General features: G+C 50.6%; 21 protein-coding genes. 17 read left to right on the top strand and 4 right to left on the bottom strand.

Features of this window, described 5'->3' with window-relative positions; all coding sequences use genetic code 11:
* Positions 1 to 8: 8 nt before the first annotated feature.
* From AC6I8T_RS11700 to AC6I8T_RS11665, 8 genes are all read left to right on the top strand, one after another.
* Entirely contained in the window at positions 9 to 1,040 is a 1,032-nt protein-coding gene (locus AC6I8T_RS11700; protein ID WP_497833858.1) for a major capsid protein, read from the top strand.
* Between the two features lie 40 nt (positions 1,041 to 1,080).
* Positions 1,081 to 1,395 (top strand): hypothetical protein, encoded by a 315-nt coding sequence (locus AC6I8T_RS11695; protein ID WP_497833857.1) that lies wholly within the window; start codon positions 1,081 to 1,083, stop codon positions 1,393 to 1,395.
* 2 nt (positions 1,396 to 1,397) lie between these two features.
* Positions 1,398 to 1,775 (top strand): DUF7370 family protein, encoded by a 378-nt coding sequence (locus AC6I8T_RS11690; RefSeq protein ID WP_497833856.1) that lies wholly within the window; start codon positions 1,398 to 1,400, stop codon positions 1,773 to 1,775.
* Positions 1,776 to 1,945: 170 nt separating this feature from the next.
* Positions 1,946 to 2,296 carry an uL10 family ribosomal protein gene (locus AC6I8T_RS11685; RefSeq protein ID WP_497833855.1) on the top strand — a complete coding sequence of 117 codons (351 nt, stop codon included), beginning with the start codon at positions 1,946 to 1,948 and terminating at the stop codon, positions 2,294 to 2,296.
* Between the two features lie 2 nt (positions 2,297 to 2,298).
* Positions 2,299 to 2,739, top strand: coding sequence for an HK97 gp10 family phage protein (locus tag AC6I8T_RS11680; RefSeq protein WP_497833854.1), 441 nt, complete (start codon positions 2,299 to 2,301; stop codon positions 2,737 to 2,739).
* Positions 2,736 to 3,119: a phage tail termination protein gene (locus AC6I8T_RS11675; RefSeq protein ID WP_497833853.1), complete on the top strand. Its 384-nt coding sequence runs from the start codon at positions 2,736 to 2,738 to the stop codon at positions 3,117 to 3,119. The genes AC6I8T_RS11680 and AC6I8T_RS11675 overlap by 4 nt, the downstream gene beginning before the upstream one ends.
* 24 nt (positions 3,120 to 3,143) lie before the next feature.
* Positions 3,144 to 3,887: a phage tail tube protein gene (locus AC6I8T_RS11670; RefSeq protein WP_497833852.1), complete on the top strand. Its 744-nt coding sequence runs from the start codon at positions 3,144 to 3,146 to the stop codon at positions 3,885 to 3,887.
* A 50-nt stretch (positions 3,888 to 3,937) separates the two neighbouring features.
* Positions 3,938 to 4,663, top strand: a complete 726-nt coding sequence (locus tag AC6I8T_RS11665; protein WP_497833851.1) for a DUF6246 family protein — start codon at positions 3,938 to 3,940, stop codon at positions 4,661 to 4,663.
* A 157-nt stretch (positions 4,664 to 4,820) separates the two neighbouring features.
* Here the strand turns inward: AC6I8T_RS11665 and AC6I8T_RS11660 are convergent, their stop codons facing one another.
* Together AC6I8T_RS11660 and AC6I8T_RS11655 are read right to left on the bottom strand one after the other, a co-directional pair.
* A complete protein-coding gene (locus AC6I8T_RS11660; RefSeq protein WP_497833850.1) occupies positions 4,821 to 5,327 on the bottom strand; it encodes a hypothetical protein in 507 nt (168 codons plus the stop codon).
* A gap of 3 nt (positions 5,328 to 5,330) precedes the next feature.
* On the bottom strand, positions 5,331 to 5,618 hold the full coding sequence (locus tag AC6I8T_RS11655; RefSeq protein WP_497833849.1) for a hypothetical protein: 288 nt from the start codon (positions 5,616 to 5,618) through the stop codon (positions 5,331 to 5,333).
* Positions 5,619 to 5,972: 354 nt separating this feature from the next.
* Between AC6I8T_RS11655 and AC6I8T_RS11650 the strand changes: the two genes are divergently transcribed.
* From AC6I8T_RS11650 to AC6I8T_RS11635, 4 genes are all read left to right on the top strand, one after another.
* Positions 5,973 to 6,266 (top strand): hypothetical protein, encoded by a 294-nt coding sequence (locus AC6I8T_RS11650; RefSeq protein WP_497833848.1) that lies wholly within the window; start codon positions 5,973 to 5,975, stop codon positions 6,264 to 6,266.
* A 63-nt stretch (positions 6,267 to 6,329) separates the two neighbouring features.
* The gene (locus AC6I8T_RS11645) at positions 6,330 to 9,353 is read left to right on the top strand and encodes a tail protein (tape measure) (protein ID WP_497833847.1); all 3,024 of its coding nucleotides are present in this window, start codon (positions 6,330 to 6,332) and stop codon (positions 9,351 to 9,353) included.
* A gap of 11 nt (positions 9,354 to 9,364) precedes the next feature.
* Complete coding sequence (locus tag AC6I8T_RS11640) at positions 9,365 to 9,718, top strand: phage tail protein (RefSeq protein WP_497833846.1); 354 nt, start codon at positions 9,365 to 9,367, stop codon at positions 9,716 to 9,718.
* A gap of 8 nt (positions 9,719 to 9,726) precedes the next feature.
* Positions 9,727 to 9,900 carry an Rrf2 family transcriptional regulator gene (locus tag AC6I8T_RS11635; RefSeq protein WP_497833845.1) on the top strand — a complete coding sequence of 58 codons (174 nt, stop codon included), beginning with the start codon at positions 9,727 to 9,729 and terminating at the stop codon, positions 9,898 to 9,900.
* Here the strand turns inward: AC6I8T_RS11635 and AC6I8T_RS11630 are convergent.
* A complete protein-coding gene (locus AC6I8T_RS11630) occupies positions 9,883 to 10,152 on the bottom strand; it encodes a DUF1883 domain-containing protein (protein WP_497833844.1) in 270 nt (89 codons plus the stop codon). The two genes, AC6I8T_RS11635 and AC6I8T_RS11630, sit on opposite strands and share 18 nt — an antisense overlap.
* A gap of 178 nt (positions 10,153 to 10,330) precedes the next feature.
* On the opposite strand from AC6I8T_RS11630, the gene AC6I8T_RS11625 reads away from it, so the two are divergent.
* The 5 genes from AC6I8T_RS11625 (at position 10,331) to AC6I8T_RS11605 (ending at position 16,381) form a co-directional block, all read left to right on the top strand.
* Entirely contained in the window at positions 10,331 to 11,035 is a 705-nt protein-coding gene (locus tag AC6I8T_RS11625; protein ID WP_497834295.1) for a phage minor tail protein L, read from the top strand.
* Entirely contained in the window at positions 11,032 to 11,760 is a 729-nt protein-coding gene (locus AC6I8T_RS11620) for a C40 family peptidase (RefSeq protein ID WP_497833843.1), read from the top strand. The genes AC6I8T_RS11625 and AC6I8T_RS11620 overlap by 4 nt, the downstream gene beginning before the upstream one ends.
* Entirely contained in the window at positions 11,703 to 12,227 is a 525-nt protein-coding gene (locus AC6I8T_RS11615; protein WP_497833842.1) for a tail assembly protein, read from the top strand. Before AC6I8T_RS11620 ends, AC6I8T_RS11615 begins: the two co-directional genes overlap by 58 nt.
* A 63-nt stretch (positions 12,228 to 12,290) precedes the next feature.
* Positions 12,291 to 15,425: a TipJ family phage tail tip protein gene (locus tag AC6I8T_RS11610; protein ID WP_497833841.1), complete on the top strand. Its 3,135-nt coding sequence runs from the start codon at positions 12,291 to 12,293 to the stop codon at positions 15,423 to 15,425.
* Positions 15,425 to 16,381 carry a hypothetical protein gene (locus tag AC6I8T_RS11605; RefSeq protein ID WP_497833840.1) on the top strand — a complete coding sequence of 319 codons (957 nt, stop codon included), beginning with the start codon at positions 15,425 to 15,427 and terminating at the stop codon, positions 16,379 to 16,381. Before AC6I8T_RS11610 ends, AC6I8T_RS11605 begins: the two co-directional genes overlap by 1 nt.
* Here the strand turns inward: AC6I8T_RS11605 and cor are convergent.
* On the bottom strand, positions 16,370 to 16,594 hold the full coding sequence (gene cor / locus AC6I8T_RS11600; RefSeq protein WP_497833839.1) for a phage exclusion lipoprotein Cor: 225 nt from the start codon (positions 16,592 to 16,594) through the stop codon (positions 16,370 to 16,372). The genes AC6I8T_RS11605 and cor overlap by 12 nt on opposite strands.
* Positions 16,595 to 16,674: the final 80 nt, after the last annotated feature.

Below are 16,674 nucleotides of genomic sequence, written 5' to 3'. Positions count from 1 at the left end.
TAAACAGAATGCTTAAGTTTACTGTTGATCAGCAAAAGCTGATCCTCAATGCTCGCCGCCGTTGGGACATGATGCAGCGCAACATGGCCGTTGCGCATGGTTTCGCGATGAATGATGCTAACGGCCAGTTCATCGCGTATGACCAGTTGGTCGGCAATGCTTCGGTGCTCCCGAAGGATGTGTGGGGCGAGTGGGACCGTTCGGCGATCACCGTTCAGCGTGATGTGCTGGCAGTGTTCAATGACCTGGCCGCCAGCGTGTCCCGCCCGATGGCCCTCGGCAAGCTTATCCACTACTTCATGACGCTGTCCGATTCCGGTGATGTAAACGTCAGCCTGGACGGACGCGGCAAAGCCAAAACGGATCAGCCGGTCATGGATTACGAAGGCACGCCGCTGCCGATTATCGACAGTGAGCTGTCATTCGGCTGGCGTCAGATGCTGGCAGCGCAGACTGAGGGCTATTCGCTGGACAGCGACGCGATCTCCAACCATCAGCGCAAAGTCGCTGAGAAGCTGGAGGACATGGCGCTGAACGGCGATGCCAACATCAACGTGGGCGGTGCCAAAATTTATGGCCTGCGTACCGCGCCGAATCGTGCGACTGGTACGACTGCGCTGGATCTGAACGGAGCATCCGGTGCGCAATGGGTTGAGGCTATTAAAGAGCTGATCAGCCTTTTGCAGGACAACAACTTCTATGCGCCGGTGACCATCTACCTGAATTACAAAGACTGGTTTTACACCACCACCACGGACTATGCCGTCAACTACCCCAAAACCATCTTCACCAGGATCATGGAAATTCCCGGCGTTGAGAAGCTGGTTCCGGCCTCAAGAGTCCCGGCGAACGAGCTGCTTGGTGTGGTCAAGCGCAGCGATGTGGTGCAGATCCTTAACGGTATGCCGCTGACCATGCGCCCGAAAGCACGCCAGAATCCGGAAGACGATTATGTCTTTACCGTACTGGCCGCTGCGGCACCGCAGTTCAAGCACGATGCTGAAGGTCAGGCCGGTTACGCCCAACTGACCAAAGCCTGATTAACCGGGGCTTCGGCCCCACTCATTTTGCGGAGGGCATATGCCTGAAGAAAAACAGAAGTGGATCCTGACACATGACAGCCATGAGCTGAAAAAGGGTGAGGTGTACGAAGGTGCAACGCTGCCTGCTTGGCTGGCTGGCAAAGCGACGCCTGTTTCGGCTGATGCTTTCGAAGTGTCAACGCCCGGCGCTGCTGACGTAAAAAAGCTGAAAGCGGAGATCACCTCGCTGACGAAGCGTGCTGAAACAGCAGAATCCAGCCTGGCGGAAGCCACTACCAAGCTGGAAGCTGAGACCAAACGCGCTGACGAAGCGGTCGCAGCACTGGCAGCAGCAACCAAGAAGGAAGGTTAACGATGGCAGCCCAGATCACACTTGCAGATGCGAAAGCGTACCTGGCTGAGCTGGGCTACTCCATCCCGGACACAGTGCTTAACCTGCTAATCACCAAAGCAAACGGTATTGATGCATGTCTGGAAGGTGCCGGTTATGACGACGCGACGCAGACGCTGATCAAGCTATATGCCGTGGCTCTCATGTCAGCGTCATCCGGTGCCCGACGCATCAAATCGCAAGGCGCACCTTCAGGCGCTTCGCGGTCATTCGATTATGACGATGAGGGGCTTGCCAACCTGCGCACAGCGCTGTCACTGGCCGACACGTCTGGTTGCACCGCGTTACTACCGATTTCTGCCGGGCAAAGCGCAGGATTTTTCATGGTGCTGGGTGGCTGATATGCAATGGATACCTGCCTCTCAACTGCCAAAACCATTCGAACGCGTGTGGCTCAACACGTCCACTGGCCGGGAAACAACCGGCTACGTGAACAGCAGCGGCGAATGGGTAATTAACTGCCGTCGTATCTCAGCCGAAAAGCCCACTGTAATTAGCTGGAGGTCATGATATGTCGTCATTGGCGAACTGGAGTTACACCGCCCAGGCGACCATCTGGAAAAAGCTTGAAGGCCAGAACGAATATGGCGATCCGCTCGGGTTTGCCGCACCGCTGGTCATCTTGTGTGATTATCAGGACGGTCTGTCTAAGCGAGTCGGTGATATTGGCAGCGAAAAGGTGGTGAAAAACACCATCTGGACTGAATACGCGCTGGCCGATACCGGCGATTACATCCTGATCGGCGTATCTACAGGCGCAGATCCGATTGCTGCCGGTGCCGATGAGATAATGCAGGCAATTCGCTATGCGGATACGTTCGACCGTTTGGCCGATGATTTCGCGATCATTACTGGAGCTTGAATATGGGCATCAAGGTCAGAGGTGTGGCAAATAGCGTTAATGCCCTGAACCGCCTTATCGACGATATACAGACGCGGAAAATTCCCCGCGCCCTACAGTCGGCGAACCTCGTCATTGCCGCACAGGCAGCAATCATCACCCCGGTTGATACCTCCACGCTTCTCAATTCTCAGTTTCGCGAGATTATCGTTAACGGAACGCGGATCACCGGACGGGTTGGTTATTCCGCCAACTATGCGCTTTATGTCCACAACGCATCCGGGAAACTCAAAGGGCAGCCGCGTGCGCATTTCGGCAAGACCCGAGACGGCAAGGAGTTCGGTGGCGGCTCCGGTACTGGAAATTACTGGGATCCGCATGCAGAACCTCATTTCCTTACCAAAGGGGGCGAGCAGGCGAGGGATGATGTTGATCGGGTTGTCAGGAAGGAGTTATCACTTTGAACCCTCCAATGCACACGCGGGTGCGCAATTATTTTGAGGATGCCGGGTTACTGACTGGATTCACGCCGCAGTTGCTGGTGTGGAACGACACAGGAACGCTGACCGAAGCATTTATGGTGTTTCGCCCTAATGGTGGTTCATCAATCCAGCATGACCTCGGCAGCGAGTATTACGTGATGGTCGATGTGGTGGGTGCAAAAGGCGGTAACAGCGCTGCCGATGCCGCTATGCAGTCCATCATTGACTACGTCCAGAAAAATCCCATGACCGACAACTGCGTTGGTTATCTGCAAAACCTCGGCGGCATCCCGGCCCCCGTTCTTACAACCGAAGGCCGCCTGGTCTATCGGCTCCAGTTCGTCGCCACCTACGGCGATTAGTTAAACGTCAAAGAGGAATTACTCATGGCAAATTGCCAGAACAGCAACGAACGTTTGTTCGGTGGCGCGGTTGTGCTTGAAGTTGCTGACGGATGCAGCGACGTGGTCCCTGTTGAGTCAGAATGGAAGGCGCTGGCGGCAGGCACCAGCAAAACTTTTGACTTCAACCCAAACGCCACAACCAGTGATGCGGATGATGGCGGTGGCTATGTTGAGAGCATTATCACCAATGCCGATTTCACTATCAGCTTTGAAGGTGAAGTGCGTAAAAAGGATAAGCTGGATCAGTATGGTGTTGGCAAATTCATCAAATACTTTGCCACTGAGCTTGCTGCTAAGCGTCAGCCAGGTCTCTGGGTTCGTATGGAATTCGGCCCTGTCACCTTCCAGGGTTATATGGTGATCACCGCGCTCAGCTCAGACGGCGGCACCAACGACATCACAACCTTCTCAACCGAGTTTAAAGTTGGTGATGCATCCACTATTCAGGCATATGACACGCCTGAAGACGTGCCAGTAACCGGTGTTATCGTTGCGCCGTCTTCCGCATCAGTTGCTGAAGGTTCCACAACTCAGTTAACAGTTACTGTCGCGCCTTCTGATGCAACCAACCCGGCAGTAACCTGGTCATCTTCCAACGCGGCGATCGCCACAGTGAACTCTTCCGGCCTGGTAACTGGTGTGGCAGAGGGTTCGGCAACCATCACCGCCACAACGGCCGATGGCAGCTTTACCTCTACTTCTACAATTACCGTTACCGCAGCGTAATCATTACAAGGGGTGGCGTGCTGCCCCTGATAATGACTATGGAGAGAGCGATGACACCTTTGAAGGAAATTGGCGAGTGCCTGATAAGCGATGGCGATCAGGATTTCTTTTTCAGACCTTCGTTTATTGCAATGACGCAGTTGGGTTCACCAGAAGAAATCGTGACCACCTTTCATGATTTGTTCGATGATAGCGTGGCTCGAAAGATAGTTGCCGAGATTCAACGGCTAAGCAGCGTTTCAGCGTCAATGCGCATCCTCTACACGGCGATGACTGGAAAGGTTGACGATCAGCAGTGGCTGTTGCGGCATCTGTGCAGCGCAATGACTGCCAAGCGAACCATTATGGCTGCGTACTCTGTTATCCAGGCATGCTGCGACCGGGATGCCACTCCATTGATTGGCGAACTCATACCCAGCAAAAGTGGCAAATGGGCTTTCGTTTACCGCGCCGGAAAGCTCCCGGTGGCAGACATGATAACGGTCGCGCGATCGCTAATTATTCATGGCCTAATTGGTAAAGCGAAGGTGCGACGTCTCCAGCGGCATGAATCATCAACCGGTTCGACTGAGTTCAGCGCGCTTGAGTACATCAATGCGGCGCGCAACCACTTCGAAATCAGCCGACATGAAGCCGAACAACTCACGATGACTGAGTTTCAGATGATGATCGCCATGAAGTACCCCGATCAGAAGGGCTTCACCCGCGAGGAATACGACAAAGTAGCCGATGACTACCTGGCTAAGAAGGCAAGAAAGTTGGCTAAGGCTGGATAACCCACCACGACCATTTATGGGTTCGGCATACATGCGGAATATTGAACAATTGATGGATGCTATCGGGTTGGCAATATCGCTGGGTTTAAGGCTTACTGATGGAAGGTAGGTGAGTGCGGATAGGGATAAGGAAAACCCGGCAAGCGCCGGGCCTTATTTACTTTTGAGATTTGGCCTGATCTACTCGTATATCAGTGAGAACCGAACTCATTTTGTCCAGCTTGACATTTAATTGAGAGAAATCTTGGCGCATATCTTCGCGTAATCCCTGATTGTCACTTGAAGCACCATCTCTAATTGAACTCATCTCTGCTCTTGCATCATTTATGTCTGAGTGAATCAAAGACAGGGTCCCACCTGCGATACCTAACGCTGCAACAATCAAAGTGGCTGTGAGGCCAATAGCCCAGCCTACTGTTAATGGAGTTGATGTTGGTATTGTCATAATTTCATCTGCTATTCGGAGCGGTTGCTGTATGAGCAAAGTGTTCACATGATCATAGGCGAGATTAGAAGGTAGAGCTATCATTTTGATGCTCGAGACTGCTGTTGCGGCCGTAGAAGATGTTATTTTAGGATTTTCTACCGGCTGTACATCTTCAAATCTGACTATAGGCAAAGTGAGCGCACGACTGAAACCATATGATGATATGGTCGCATCCATTTGTTAAATTTCCTTCAGCTTTTCTAGTTGGTCCTCAATTGACCTTATTAGTTCACGGGCCTGATTCTCTGTTAGGGTTACCGAACTTACTGTCTTCATTGTCATTTTAGCTTTAGCATTAACCAAACCCGACTCATGAACTTCTTGTAAAGCATGATCTACAGAAAAAACTGGCCTCATGAAAAGTAAATCCAAGTATGCCTCCTTGGCAAATTTATAACCGGTAACGCCAGCAGTTGCTGCAAAGGTTGGTACGCTTGGAGCTGTAGAGTTGTCTTGCTCAGTTGACATTGGTAATCCTTTTTTAACGTTTGGTATATCTGATAGCGATTAGTTGATAGCGCAATGTGATGGAAAAACCAGAATAATCTTAACTCTTAATCGATTTCGTGACATCCTGACATATGAACAGTGTTTATCGGCATAATAGAGCGGATCTTAAGGGTTGAAATGGGTTAGCACCTGTCGCAGCCCCATTCTGTCAGCAAAACTTGGCATGCAGGAGTTGATTCCTCTTCGTTTCGGCCTTGTGGTCATCACAAAACCTCATTGATTTTTAAGACAGCTGTGCTGTGTCCATTTTGCGTTTTCTTACACGTTCCTCATGTTAGGATTGGTCCTAACTTTACGGATGGGGACAGGGATATGAGGAAACTGTTTATTGCGATGCTGTCTATAGTGCTCGCTGGATGCGTATATGTAGGCACTAATTTTGATGAGTCAAAGTTGGCAAATGTCCAGAAAGGTGTGACCACGAAACAAGAAGTTATTTCCATGTTTGGCGAGCCGACGACAACCACTGTTGATTCTGATGGTAACGAGGTTCTTATGTGGTCATACAGCATCGGTAGTGCTTTCGGTGCTGACGCAAAAGTGTTGAGTGTTAAAACTCATAATGGGAAAGTGCAGTCATACATAGTCAGCAAATCAAAGGTCTGACTTGGTGAATTGATAAATAGTGAACCTCGCTTCGGCGGGGTTTTTTTATGCCCGGAGATCAGCATGTCAGAAAAGGTTGGTGAAATTTATTACGACGTTGAACTGGAGACGGCTCAGCTTCTGACTGGTGCAAATGAGGTTAAATCTGCGTTGTCTTACATGGCCGGTAGCGCTAAGAACACCGGGAAAGCAGTTGATAATCTTGGTAAAGAGGCAAAGTCTACAGCTTCTAATCTGGATCAGATCACCAGCCATGCCAAATCAATGGATGGCAGTCTTCAATCGTTGAACACCACGTTTTCTGCCGTAGCCACAGCCATCAGCCAGGCCAATACAAATTCTCTTGCCGCCAGCATGACGCTGACACAGATGAATGCTGCCATGCAGACACTGATTTCATCGGTGAGTTCTATGGCGAGCGCTATGAAGGAATCTTCCAGCAGCACGGCTGCGGCATCAAGGGAGTATTCGCGTGCCGAATCGATCATCGAGGGATTGGGTAATCAGATAGCCATTCTTGAAGAGGCCAACGAGAATGGAGCGCGTAGTGCGGCTGTCCTGGCTGCGCAGTTGCGTGCCGGTTCTTCTGCGACCGACGAAGAGAAGCAGAAGATAGGTCAACTGACAGGCCAGCTTTTCGACATGAAAAACAGCACCGATCAGGGTGCTAAAAGCCACGGTAACTGGCGCGCACAGATGCAGCAAGCCGGTTATCAGGTGCAGGACTTCATTGTCCAGGTTCAGGGCGGTCAGTCTGCACTGGTGGCATTCAGCCAGCAGGGTTCTCAACTGGCCGGTGCATTCGGGCCAAGCGGTGCGATTATCGGTGCGATAATCGCCTTGGGATCAGTTCTGGTAGGAACGCTGGTCAAATCAATGGGTAGCGCAGAAGACCAGATGAAAACGCTGGCAACTGCCACTAATGCCCTGAATGATGTGATTAACATTTCGCAGAGTGGCGTGGCCGCTTTGTCGGACAAGTATGCCTTGTTGGCACGAACAAACGCTGAAGCAGCCACGATATTGCGAAATCAGGCAATAATCGAATATAACCAAGCAGTGTCAAAACTTCCTTCAGCAATAAATGATGCTGCCACTTCAATTTTTGGACTTGGAGATTCTGCAAAAGCAGCATTTGCTGGGGCAACTGTCGGCATAAGCGCATTCAATGACATCCTTAAAGCCAATCAGATCGAAACAGATAATGTCAAAGAGGCATTTAGCCAACTGGCGTCGAGAGGCAATGCTGCGCAGGGATCAATGCTTACATTTTCAAGCACGATTTCAGCCTTATCATCCAATTTCGGCATTTCTGAACAGCAAGCTTTCAATTTAGCAAAGCAGTTGCAAAATGTCTCCCAAACCAAATCGCCCGAGGCTTTGCAAGCGTTAGTGTTGGAGCTACAGGGGATAAAATCATCTTCCACTGATGGGCAGGTGGCACTTACTGCTTTTATCAGCAAACTGGTCAATCTTGTCTCCGCTTCTGCCAATGCGAAAGCAAACGTTGCGGCTCTTAAGGGGGAGATGGATAACCTGACTCAGGGACAGAAAAACCTGATCCAGCAGTCGCAGAGGGAACTTGCGTTATCAAAGCTACAGGGAGCAGCTCGCGCAAGGTTGCAGGCGCTATACAAGGCTGAAGACGCAGGATTCACAGGAAACAGCTCACAAGCTATTCAGATGCAAAATGAGGCCGAACAGACATATAACAATGTCCAGGCTCAGCAGAAACTTAAAAGCAGCAGTAGCCAACTGGCTAAGCAGGAAGAGTCTGTCGCTCAAAAATTGGCAAACCTGAAACAGCAGTCTGAACTTGCTGCAAACTCGACAACTGAACTGAGCCGTGAACAGGCCATCCTCACTGCGCAGCAGTCTCTCGGCAAAGGTGCGACTCAGGAACAAATTGCGCTGGCCGGACAGTACGCAGCACAAAAATGGGACACAGCAAACGCACTTAAGGCTCAGGCAGCAGCTGAAAAACTCATCCCGGAAGCCAAGGAAAATTCCAGCTATGCGCAGGACGTAAAAGATCTGCAAACTGCCTACAATGCAAAGAAAATAACCCAACAGCAGTATAACCAGACCAGTGAGCAACTGGAGCAACAGCATCAGGTTAATTTAGCCAAGATCCGGGCTGAGCAAAATTCCGGTGTTTCACCCTTGCAGGATGCTCAAGGCGCAATTGACCCTGTCCAGCAACTTGCAAATGAGAACGCCCGTAAACTGGCTCTCATCCAGCAATTCGAAACTGAAAAGGGCGTACTGACGCAGAACGGGCTGGCGCTTATGAATGCTGCCAACACCGAGTATGAGCAGGCGCGTATCGCCGCACAATGGCAGATTTACAAAGCGCAAAGTGATTCAAACGCATTATTGGGAACAGCCATTGAATCTTTGGGTGGTGGTGCCACTAACGCTATCACCGGGCTTCTGAATGGGACTCAAAGCCTTTCGGAAGCATTCGCCAACCTTGGTACATCAGTCCTCAATGGTCTGGTAAGCAGCTTGGTCGAGATGGGCGTGCGATGGGTTGAATCGGCTGTCATGGGCCAGGCCGCGCAGACCACTGCGATCGCCAGTAACCAGGCAACCGCGGCAACCGCTCTGACAGCATCTGTTTTTGCCGGGTCAGCCGCAGCTGCTGAACTGCTGGCAGCATGGTCCCCAGCGGCAATGGCGGCATCAGTAGCAACCTCAGGCGGGGCAGCAGCAGCGGGCATGACGGGCTTCACAACCGCAATGACAACTGCCCAGGCAATGTCACTCACTGGTGCTCGCGAACACGGCGGCCCGGTCAGCGCCAACAGCATGTATAAGGTAGGCGAGGGCGGTAAGCCGGAAATCTTCAAAGCCAGCAATGGCAGCCAGTACATGATCCCCGGTGATAACGGCTCGGTTATCAGCAATAGGGACATTGGTAGCTCAAGCAGCGGATCGACAATTCAACAGGTTAATCATTTCACCATTCAGTCGGCCACCGGCGACCCTCAGGACTTAGCTAACCAGATAGCTACAATTTCTTACCAGCAGTCATTGCGGGCGATGAAGGACCAGCAACGGCCAGGTGGAATCCTTCGTAAATAGCAGGTAATCCAATGCCAGAAACTTTCACATGGTCACCGCAGAAGGCTTACACCGTCTCGCGGCAACCGAACGTGTCCGTTGTGTCTCTGGGGGACGGCTATGAGCAGCGTCAGACCAAAGGCATCAACCCACTGATGGACAGCTACTCGCTTAAATTCGTAGGTTATGACGATACAAAGTGCTCCCGGCCTAATGTGGCAAAAGAAGCCGAAGCCTTTATTAAAGCGCGGATGGCAGTTGATTCATTTTACTGGACGCCGTCAGACACTGGAGTCCAGGCGCTTTTTGTGTGTCGAACGTGGTCAATGACGAAAACCGGCAACTATTACGAGTTAACTGCAACATTTGAGCAAGTACCCCGATAGGATAAAATATGAAAATCACAGTTATTGAAGCAGGAAAAGTCATTTGGATGATAGATCGCAAAACCGGAGAAGGGATTGCATCAAAGGGGTATATTAAGGACGGCACACAGCAGAAAATAATTGCCGCCCTTGAGGAGGCCTTGGAACAGGCCAAATCAGAACTTCTATGCTGGAATTACTGAAATAGAATGACGGACATTTCCAGATCCGCCACCTAAATCAATGGTGACATTCCAATACCCAGAGTGAGGTGCTTGAAGACGGGCCGGTAGTTTCTGGAAAAATCCGCCGCCGCCATGATGCTGAAAACTTCTACGGTTTTTGTAATTATTGAAGTTGGTGTCTGTGGTGAGCAATATATTGCTCTGGTGTGAGCAGTCAACTACAACAATGTCACCCGCGTTCAGGTGCATTCGTTTATGTAAAAATTGCATTTTTCGTCCTTAATACCAGAGGTAATCAGCCATCCCTCATTGCTGTGTGCGTCCATGCCCCAAACATGGACGGGCCGAATACTCAACATATCCTTATCAGTAAATCAGCAACATCCTGATATTCGATCAGTAATTAATCACTGGCTGCCGTATGGCGGCCTTTTTTTATGGGTGCAACATGCGAGACATACCAGCAGAACTCATTATCGAAAGTGTCGATGCCGGTGTCGACGCAATGCTCGATTTGTTCGAGCTTGACCTTCAGGCATTTGGCGGAGATGTGATCCGCTTTCACTCAGGCACGAACGGTTATTACAACAATGTGATTTGGAAGGGGAATGCTTACTCAGCTTACCCGATTGCTGTAGAGGGGTTCGAAACCAAATCCGAGGGCACCTATGCCCGCCCTACAATGGCTGTAGCCAACTTGGACGGTCTGATTACCGGCATCAACAGTGATTTTAATGATGCAAGTGGAGCAATACTGACCCGCCGGCAGGTGCTGGTAAAATATCTTGATGCGGTAAACTTTCCGAACGGGAATCCGGATGCAGATACCACGATGGAGGCTGTGTCCCGCTACACCGTAGAGGAAATGTCTGAGGAGACATTCGAGCAGGTCACTTATAACCTTTCCACACCGGTAGACCAGGACAATGCTGTGATCCCCGGTCGCACCATTCTCGCTGATGTATGCCAGTGGCTTTACCGGGGTGACGGTTGCGGTTACAGCGGTGGCGCAGTGGCTGATGAGTTCGATCAGCCTACATCGGATGCAACGAAAGACCGTTGTTCAAAACACCTGAGCGGTTGCCGTCTTCGGTTTCCCGCGCCAGCGGTTAAACCCTACGGGGGTTATCCGGGGGCGAGTAAAATATCATGACGCTGGAAGATGAATGCCTTCTCTACGCTGCTTCATCCAATGATGAAGTGTGCGGCCTGATCCTGGATAACGCGCGTCTTGTCCGTTGTAAGAATGTCCACCCTCAGCCATCCCAGCATTTCAGAATATGCGATGAGGACTGGATCAACGCTGAAGCGGCGGGAGAAATCACCGCCGTTTTTCATTCTCACCCAAAACCAAAACCGGTGTTGTCACCGGCTGACCGCACTGCACAGATTGCCACTGGTATTGACTGGTGGCTCTCCAGCGCCGGGATACTGCGCAAAATCCGGCCCGTTCCTAATCTGCTGGGCCGCCGGTTCATTCATGGAATCACGGACTGCTACACACTGTTTCGGGACGCTTATCACCTCTGTGGCATCGATTTGCCTGATTTTGAACGTACAAACGGATGGTGGCTGCGCGGCGAAAATCTGTATTTAAAAAACATGGCAGCCAACGGATTTTATGAAGTTAACGCTGAAGATATCCAGCCCGGTGATGTCATTATCCGGCGCGCATTTCCCGAGGCCGACCCGTGCCACGCGATGATCTGGCTGGATAATAACACCATTCTCCACCATGAGGTTTATGGGCGGTTGAGTCGCCGGGAACAGTTGCGCCCGATTTACATTCCACTGATCCATTCCATCTGGAGGCATGAACAATGCTCATCTTTAGATTTGCGGGGAATCTACGACGACATTTCCGCCAGATCGCTTTAAACGTTGATACCCCATCTCAAGGGCTGCGCCTGTTGCTGGCCCAATGTCCTGCCTTCAAACGTGATTTTTATAAAACCCGTCTGCGTATCCGCATCGATGGCGGTGATGTGTCCAGCGACAGCCTGGCGTTTCATATGGACCGTCATCTGAAAGACGGTGCAGCGGTGCTGTTTGTGCCGGTAGTTGAAGGGGCAATTACTGCTGCCGCGGCTGCCTGGATTATGGTGGCGGTCACGGTCGCGTCAGTGGCCTACTCGCTTTATATGACATCCACGCTGAAAACTGCCAGTTCATCGGAAAATGATTCGACCAGCATCACCAACAATTCATTTACCAGTGCCGAAAACCGGGTAGGTCAGGGGAGTCCGGTTCCGATTCTGCTGGGCGAGATGGTTATCGGATCGAATGTAGCCAGTCTCGGCATTGATACTAGCAACAATGAAGACTGGGACATCTCAATCGGCTGATAGACAACAAATCATTCTTTTTCAGGGCTGCCTCAGGGCGGCCCTTTTTTATGGGGCGCTCACATGAGTTCTGGCGGCGGAGGTAGCAGCACACCGAAACTGGTTGATGACAATCTCACATCAAAACAATTTTACAGGGTATTGGACTTGTTGTCAGAGGGGCCGATCTATGGACCGGTTGATCAGACTTACCTGTCCTCGTTCATGCTTAATGACACCCCTGTAACCGATTCCAGCGGTAATGTGTCAATTAACGGTGTCAGTGCAGCTTGGCGTCCCGGTAGCCTGACTCAGACGGCGATCACCGGATTTGACACCATTGAGGCAACGACAATTGTTAATACTGACGTGACTTATGATACTCCCCTTGTGCGTACTGTCAGTGATGAAGATGTCAGCCGGGTTCGTATGAATATTGGCGTATCATCGCTGGTTGAGCAGGACTCAAAGGGCAACCAGAAAAACACGTCGGTCACAATGGTGATCGAGACACGCACCGGTACTGCTGCATGGGCCACTGCTAAAACGGTGACTATCACAGGGAAAATCTCTGGCGAATATCTTGAAGCACATTTGATTGATGCACCTGAGACAAAGCCTTTTGATATCCGCCTGCGCAGAATTACCGCTGACAGCACCAGCGATCTCCTCAATAACGGCACCGTATGGAACAGCTATACGGAAATCACAGATGACAGCCTGTCTTACCCGTATACCGCTATTGCCGGATGTGTTGTTGACCGCGATCAGTACACAGACACACCAACCCGCACTTATCATCTGCGCGGCCTGATTGTTGATGTGCCGGATAATTACGACCCGATTGCACGCACTTACACCGGGATCTGGACCGGTGGATTTAAGTCGGCATGGACAAATAATCCGGCATGGCTGTTTCGTGCGCTGGTGAAAAATACCCGGTATGGACTGGCTAAATATGCGGGCTATGTCGATGTTGATGACGGCACGCTCTATGTCCTCTCACAGTTCTGCGATCAGGAAGTTGATGACGGCTATGGTGGTAAAGAGCCGCGCATTACGATGAACGCATACCTGACCGACGCTTCCAGCGCTCGCGATACCCTCGATAAAATTGCCAGTGCGTGCCGGGGTATTGCACTCTGGGACGGTATGCGATTTTCGATGATTATCGATAATCCGGCAGACCCCGTTGCCGTCGTGACCAATGCCAGCGTGGTTGACGGTAAATTCACGTACAGTTCGATGAAGCGCAGCGAACGATTTAACGCTGTTGTCGTATCGTGGACAGACCCGAACAACGGCTGGAGCGCGTCGAAAGAATATGTTTCTGATGATGAGCAAATCAGCCTTTATAACTACAACGAAACGACGCTGGAGGCGTTCGGATGTACGTCCCGTGGTCAGGCCGTGCGGGCCGGAAAATGGCTGATTGAGTCCTGCAAGCGCGAATACCGCAAGGTTTCATTCCAGCAGGCACGCGATGCCATTGCTTTCATGCCGGGCGATATTATCGAGGTTGCGGATAATAACCGCGCCGGAACGCGGCTGGGTGGCCGGATAATGTCGCACAGCGGCGCACAAATTACCGTTGACGCTGATGTGACCAGCCTGGCCGGTAGCGGTGACTCGATGTCGATCATGGGTGCTGACGGGAAATTTGCTAAACACACCATTTCAGCGGTGAACGGTCCGGTTATCACGCTTTCCGCTGCACCTGCCTGGGTGCGTGACGGCACTGTTTTTGCTATTTCAACGGGAGAGGTGGCAACGCAGCTTTTCCGGATCATGGGTATAACCGAAGATCAGAACAATTCAACTTACACCATCTCAGCAACCCGCCACGACCCGAACAAGCAGGCGGTTGTTGATGAGGGAGCTGTGTTTGAAACGCCCAGCGACACGCTGAATGCATACCGCGTTCCTAACGTTGAAAACCTGACCATCATTAACACCAACTCTGAGACTGTCCAGGTCACGGCGAAGTGGGAAACCGCAACCACCACCAAAAAGCTGACGTTTGAACTAACGGTTTACACTGAAGCCGGTGCGGTGGTTAAAAGCTACGAGACTGAGGCGTTTACCTATGATTTTTATGGGCTGGATGCGGGGAGCTATACGCTGGGGGTACGTGGCCGCAACAGTAATGGCATGAAGGGCGTGGAAACGCAGGTCAGTCTGGTGATCGGCGCGCCGTCTGCGCCAACCTTTATCCAGTGGACGCCGGGGATCTTCTCTGCTGATATCGTGCCGGTGATGAATGTCACTGCAACCACAGATACCTCTTTCGAGTTCTGGTACACCGGTGAAGTGCAGGCCAGCAGCATTGGTACGATTGAGGATGAGGCGCAGTTTCTTGGTCGCGCGTCTCAGTGGACTCTTAACGGTCTCAAAGCAGATACGACCTATTACATGTATGTGCGCACCAAAAATGCATTCGGTGTGTCTGCATTCGTGGAAGCGTCAGGTCAGGCGTCCTCTGATATACCGGGGATGATTGACCTCATAGACCAACAAATCAGGGAATCCGATGCATTTGACAACCTCACCACGCAAATCGACACGAACATTGAAGGGATGCTTCAGAATGCCCTGAATAATAATGCTTCGGTGGATTATCAGTTTGCGGTCAATGGAGAGATAAAAGCTCAGGTTATTGTCATCACGACCACTATCGCCTCAGTTAACCAGGCGATGGCCGAGCTTGAAACTCAGGTTCAGGCTGAAATCGGCGATCTGAATGCAGCAGTTAACGAAAAACTCACCGCAACCGTAACTGATAATGGAACGGCGAAAGTGTCATACACACTTCAGGTCGGTATAACGCGATCAGGGGTTTATTATGGTGCAGGCATGGCAATCGGTATTGAGCCATCAGGCACCAGCTATAAATCCACAATTGCATTCAATGCTGATCAGTTCGGCATTTACACGGGAAGTGACGCAGGAAGTTATCAGCTAGCGTTTGCTGCTTTGAATGGACAGGTATTTATTAATGATGCCTTGATCAATTATGCCGCAATAACCCTTGCAAAGGTTGGCTCCTGGTATTCTTCAAATTATGTCGCTGCCACAACAGGAACAATTATGAAATCAGATGGTTCATTTGAGCTTAATGGTGCAGTGTCCGGGCAGGGCCGGTTTGTTGTGGATAACAAAGGTGCAGCCTGGTATAACGCAAGTGGACAACTTGTTTGTTCGATGGGGGCGGCCCGATAATGCCAGCCGGATTTACAGCGTATATTGATGGAACAACATATGACGTTCTTAATTCGATGTCGTTCAACTTCGTGGTCGATATCATTACCGTCTCCGGGTCCGGAAGTAAAACGTACAGCTTGCCGGGCTTCTCCCTTGCAGCGGCGATTTTAGGTGGTCGCACAACTTACGGCAGCAGCCAGATAACGTACGGCACATCGGTATCAGGGCAAACAGTAAGCTGGTCAGGCGTTGACACGGTATCTAAGGTTATCGTGGTCGCCACCGCCACGACAATTGGCAGTTATTCAGGATTCGTTCTGAATGACTATAGTGTGAATCCGCCTGTGTTCAAAATAGCGCCACCATTTACCCCGTTCAATCTTGCCCAGGTTATTGACCTCACGCCGACTGGCGGCCAAATTTTGCAAACCAATGTACCTGCGTCGATGCCGTTTATAGCGTTCCATCGTTCTACGAGCGCATCCGGGTTTAACAATGTCTGGTGGACTGAAATAACGCAGAACGGGTATTGGGCGTTGCAATTCAGAGGCAATTTTGGATCAGCAATGTCTGCTACTCGTATCTATGTTTTCTCAAAGATGATGGTGAATACACCTGCGGCGGGATTCTTCATGTATGACAACGGGCAGATTGTCTGGCACCAGAACTGCCTGCCCCTGAAATTGACAGTGGGTTCAACCACTACCTCTGATGTCCCGGTTGCAATTACCAGCGGTGTGTCAGTAGTAGTGGCGATACCCGTTACCGGAAATTCAGGTTACGTAAGATATAACTGTTATAGCGCCGGATTTAATATATCCGGTACAAGCAAGTATGAGGCGCAAGGGGGAAATACCTACAATCAGGTTTCCTATGATAACCAGCAGGCACCCTATCAGTATGCGTGCAGCCCACCTGCCTATATTGAAACAAATGTGTACGATACCTACTACCATCAGGCATTAGGGATTTAACCTGTCACACTCAGATGTGTCTATAAACTGTGATTTATCTGTCCATGTGTAAAAAGGATATCCGGCAAGGTATCGACCATTTTCTTTCTTGAAAACCGGAATGTCATAACTATGGTTTGATATCTTGGCTTTATTGCTGCATATCGGAGGCGTTGATGATGCACATCCAGAGATGCCGATTGAAATAAGAGCCACGCTGACGAGACTTTTCATTATTAGTTCCTTTTTGATGTGTATGGATGATCGAATCACGAAATTAATTAATGATTAAGTGAATAAAAGAGATCGATAAG

The organism is Pantoea sp. X-Soil-OKNW-556, from assembly GCF_059730695.1.
This window is presented reverse-complemented; position numbering and strand designations above follow the sequence as displayed.

Coding starts and splice junctions, on each gene's coding strand:
- AC6I8T_RS11700 (WP_497833858.1), top strand. CDS start 9: ATGCTTAAGTTTACTGTTGATCAGCAAAAGCTGATCCTCAATGCTCGC.
- AC6I8T_RS11695 (WP_497833857.1), top strand. CDS start 1,081: ATGCCTGAAGAAAAACAGAAGTGGATCCTGACACATGACAGCCATGAG.
- AC6I8T_RS11690 (WP_497833856.1), top strand. CDS start 1,398: ATGGCAGCCCAGATCACACTTGCAGATGCGAAAGCGTACCTGGCTGAG.
- AC6I8T_RS11685 (WP_497833855.1), top strand. CDS start 1,946: ATGTCGTCATTGGCGAACTGGAGTTACACCGCCCAGGCGACCATCTGG.
- AC6I8T_RS11680 (WP_497833854.1), top strand. CDS start 2,299: ATGGGCATCAAGGTCAGAGGTGTGGCAAATAGCGTTAATGCCCTGAAC.
- AC6I8T_RS11670 (WP_497833852.1), top strand. CDS start 3,144: ATGGCAAATTGCCAGAACAGCAACGAACGTTTGTTCGGTGGCGCGGTT.
- AC6I8T_RS11665 (WP_497833851.1), top strand. CDS start 3,938: ATGACACCTTTGAAGGAAATTGGCGAGTGCCTGATAAGCGATGGCGAT.
- AC6I8T_RS11660 (WP_497833850.1), bottom strand. CDS start 5,327: ATGGATGCGACCATATCATCATATGGTTTCAGTCGTGCGCTCACTTTG.
- AC6I8T_RS11655 (WP_497833849.1), bottom strand. CDS start 5,618: ATGTCAACTGAGCAAGACAACTCTACAGCTCCAAGCGTACCAACCTTT.
- AC6I8T_RS11650 (WP_497833848.1), top strand. CDS start 5,973: ATGAGGAAACTGTTTATTGCGATGCTGTCTATAGTGCTCGCTGGATGC.
- AC6I8T_RS11645 (WP_497833847.1), top strand. CDS start 6,330: ATGTCAGAAAAGGTTGGTGAAATTTATTACGACGTTGAACTGGAGACG.
- AC6I8T_RS11640 (WP_497833846.1), top strand. CDS start 9,365: ATGCCAGAAACTTTCACATGGTCACCGCAGAAGGCTTACACCGTCTCG.
- AC6I8T_RS11635 (WP_497833845.1), top strand. CDS start 9,727: ATGAAAATCACAGTTATTGAAGCAGGAAAAGTCATTTGGATGATAGAT.
- AC6I8T_RS11630 (WP_497833844.1), bottom strand. CDS start 10,152: ATGCAATTTTTACATAAACGAATGCACCTGAACGCGGGTGACATTGTT.
- AC6I8T_RS11625 (WP_497834295.1), top strand. CDS start 10,331: ATGCGAGACATACCAGCAGAACTCATTATCGAAAGTGTCGATGCCGGT.
- AC6I8T_RS11620 (WP_497833843.1), top strand. CDS start 11,032: ATGACGCTGGAAGATGAATGCCTTCTCTACGCTGCTTCATCCAATGAT.
- AC6I8T_RS11615 (WP_497833842.1), top strand. CDS start 11,703: ATGCTCATCTTTAGATTTGCGGGGAATCTACGACGACATTTCCGCCAG.
- AC6I8T_RS11610 (WP_497833841.1), top strand. CDS start 12,291: ATGAGTTCTGGCGGCGGAGGTAGCAGCACACCGAAACTGGTTGATGAC.
- AC6I8T_RS11605 (WP_497833840.1), top strand. CDS start 15,425: ATGCCAGCCGGATTTACAGCGTATATTGATGGAACAACATATGACGTT.
- cor (WP_497833839.1), bottom strand. CDS start 16,594: ATGAAAAGTCTCGTCAGCGTGGCTCTTATTTCAATCGGCATCTCTGGA.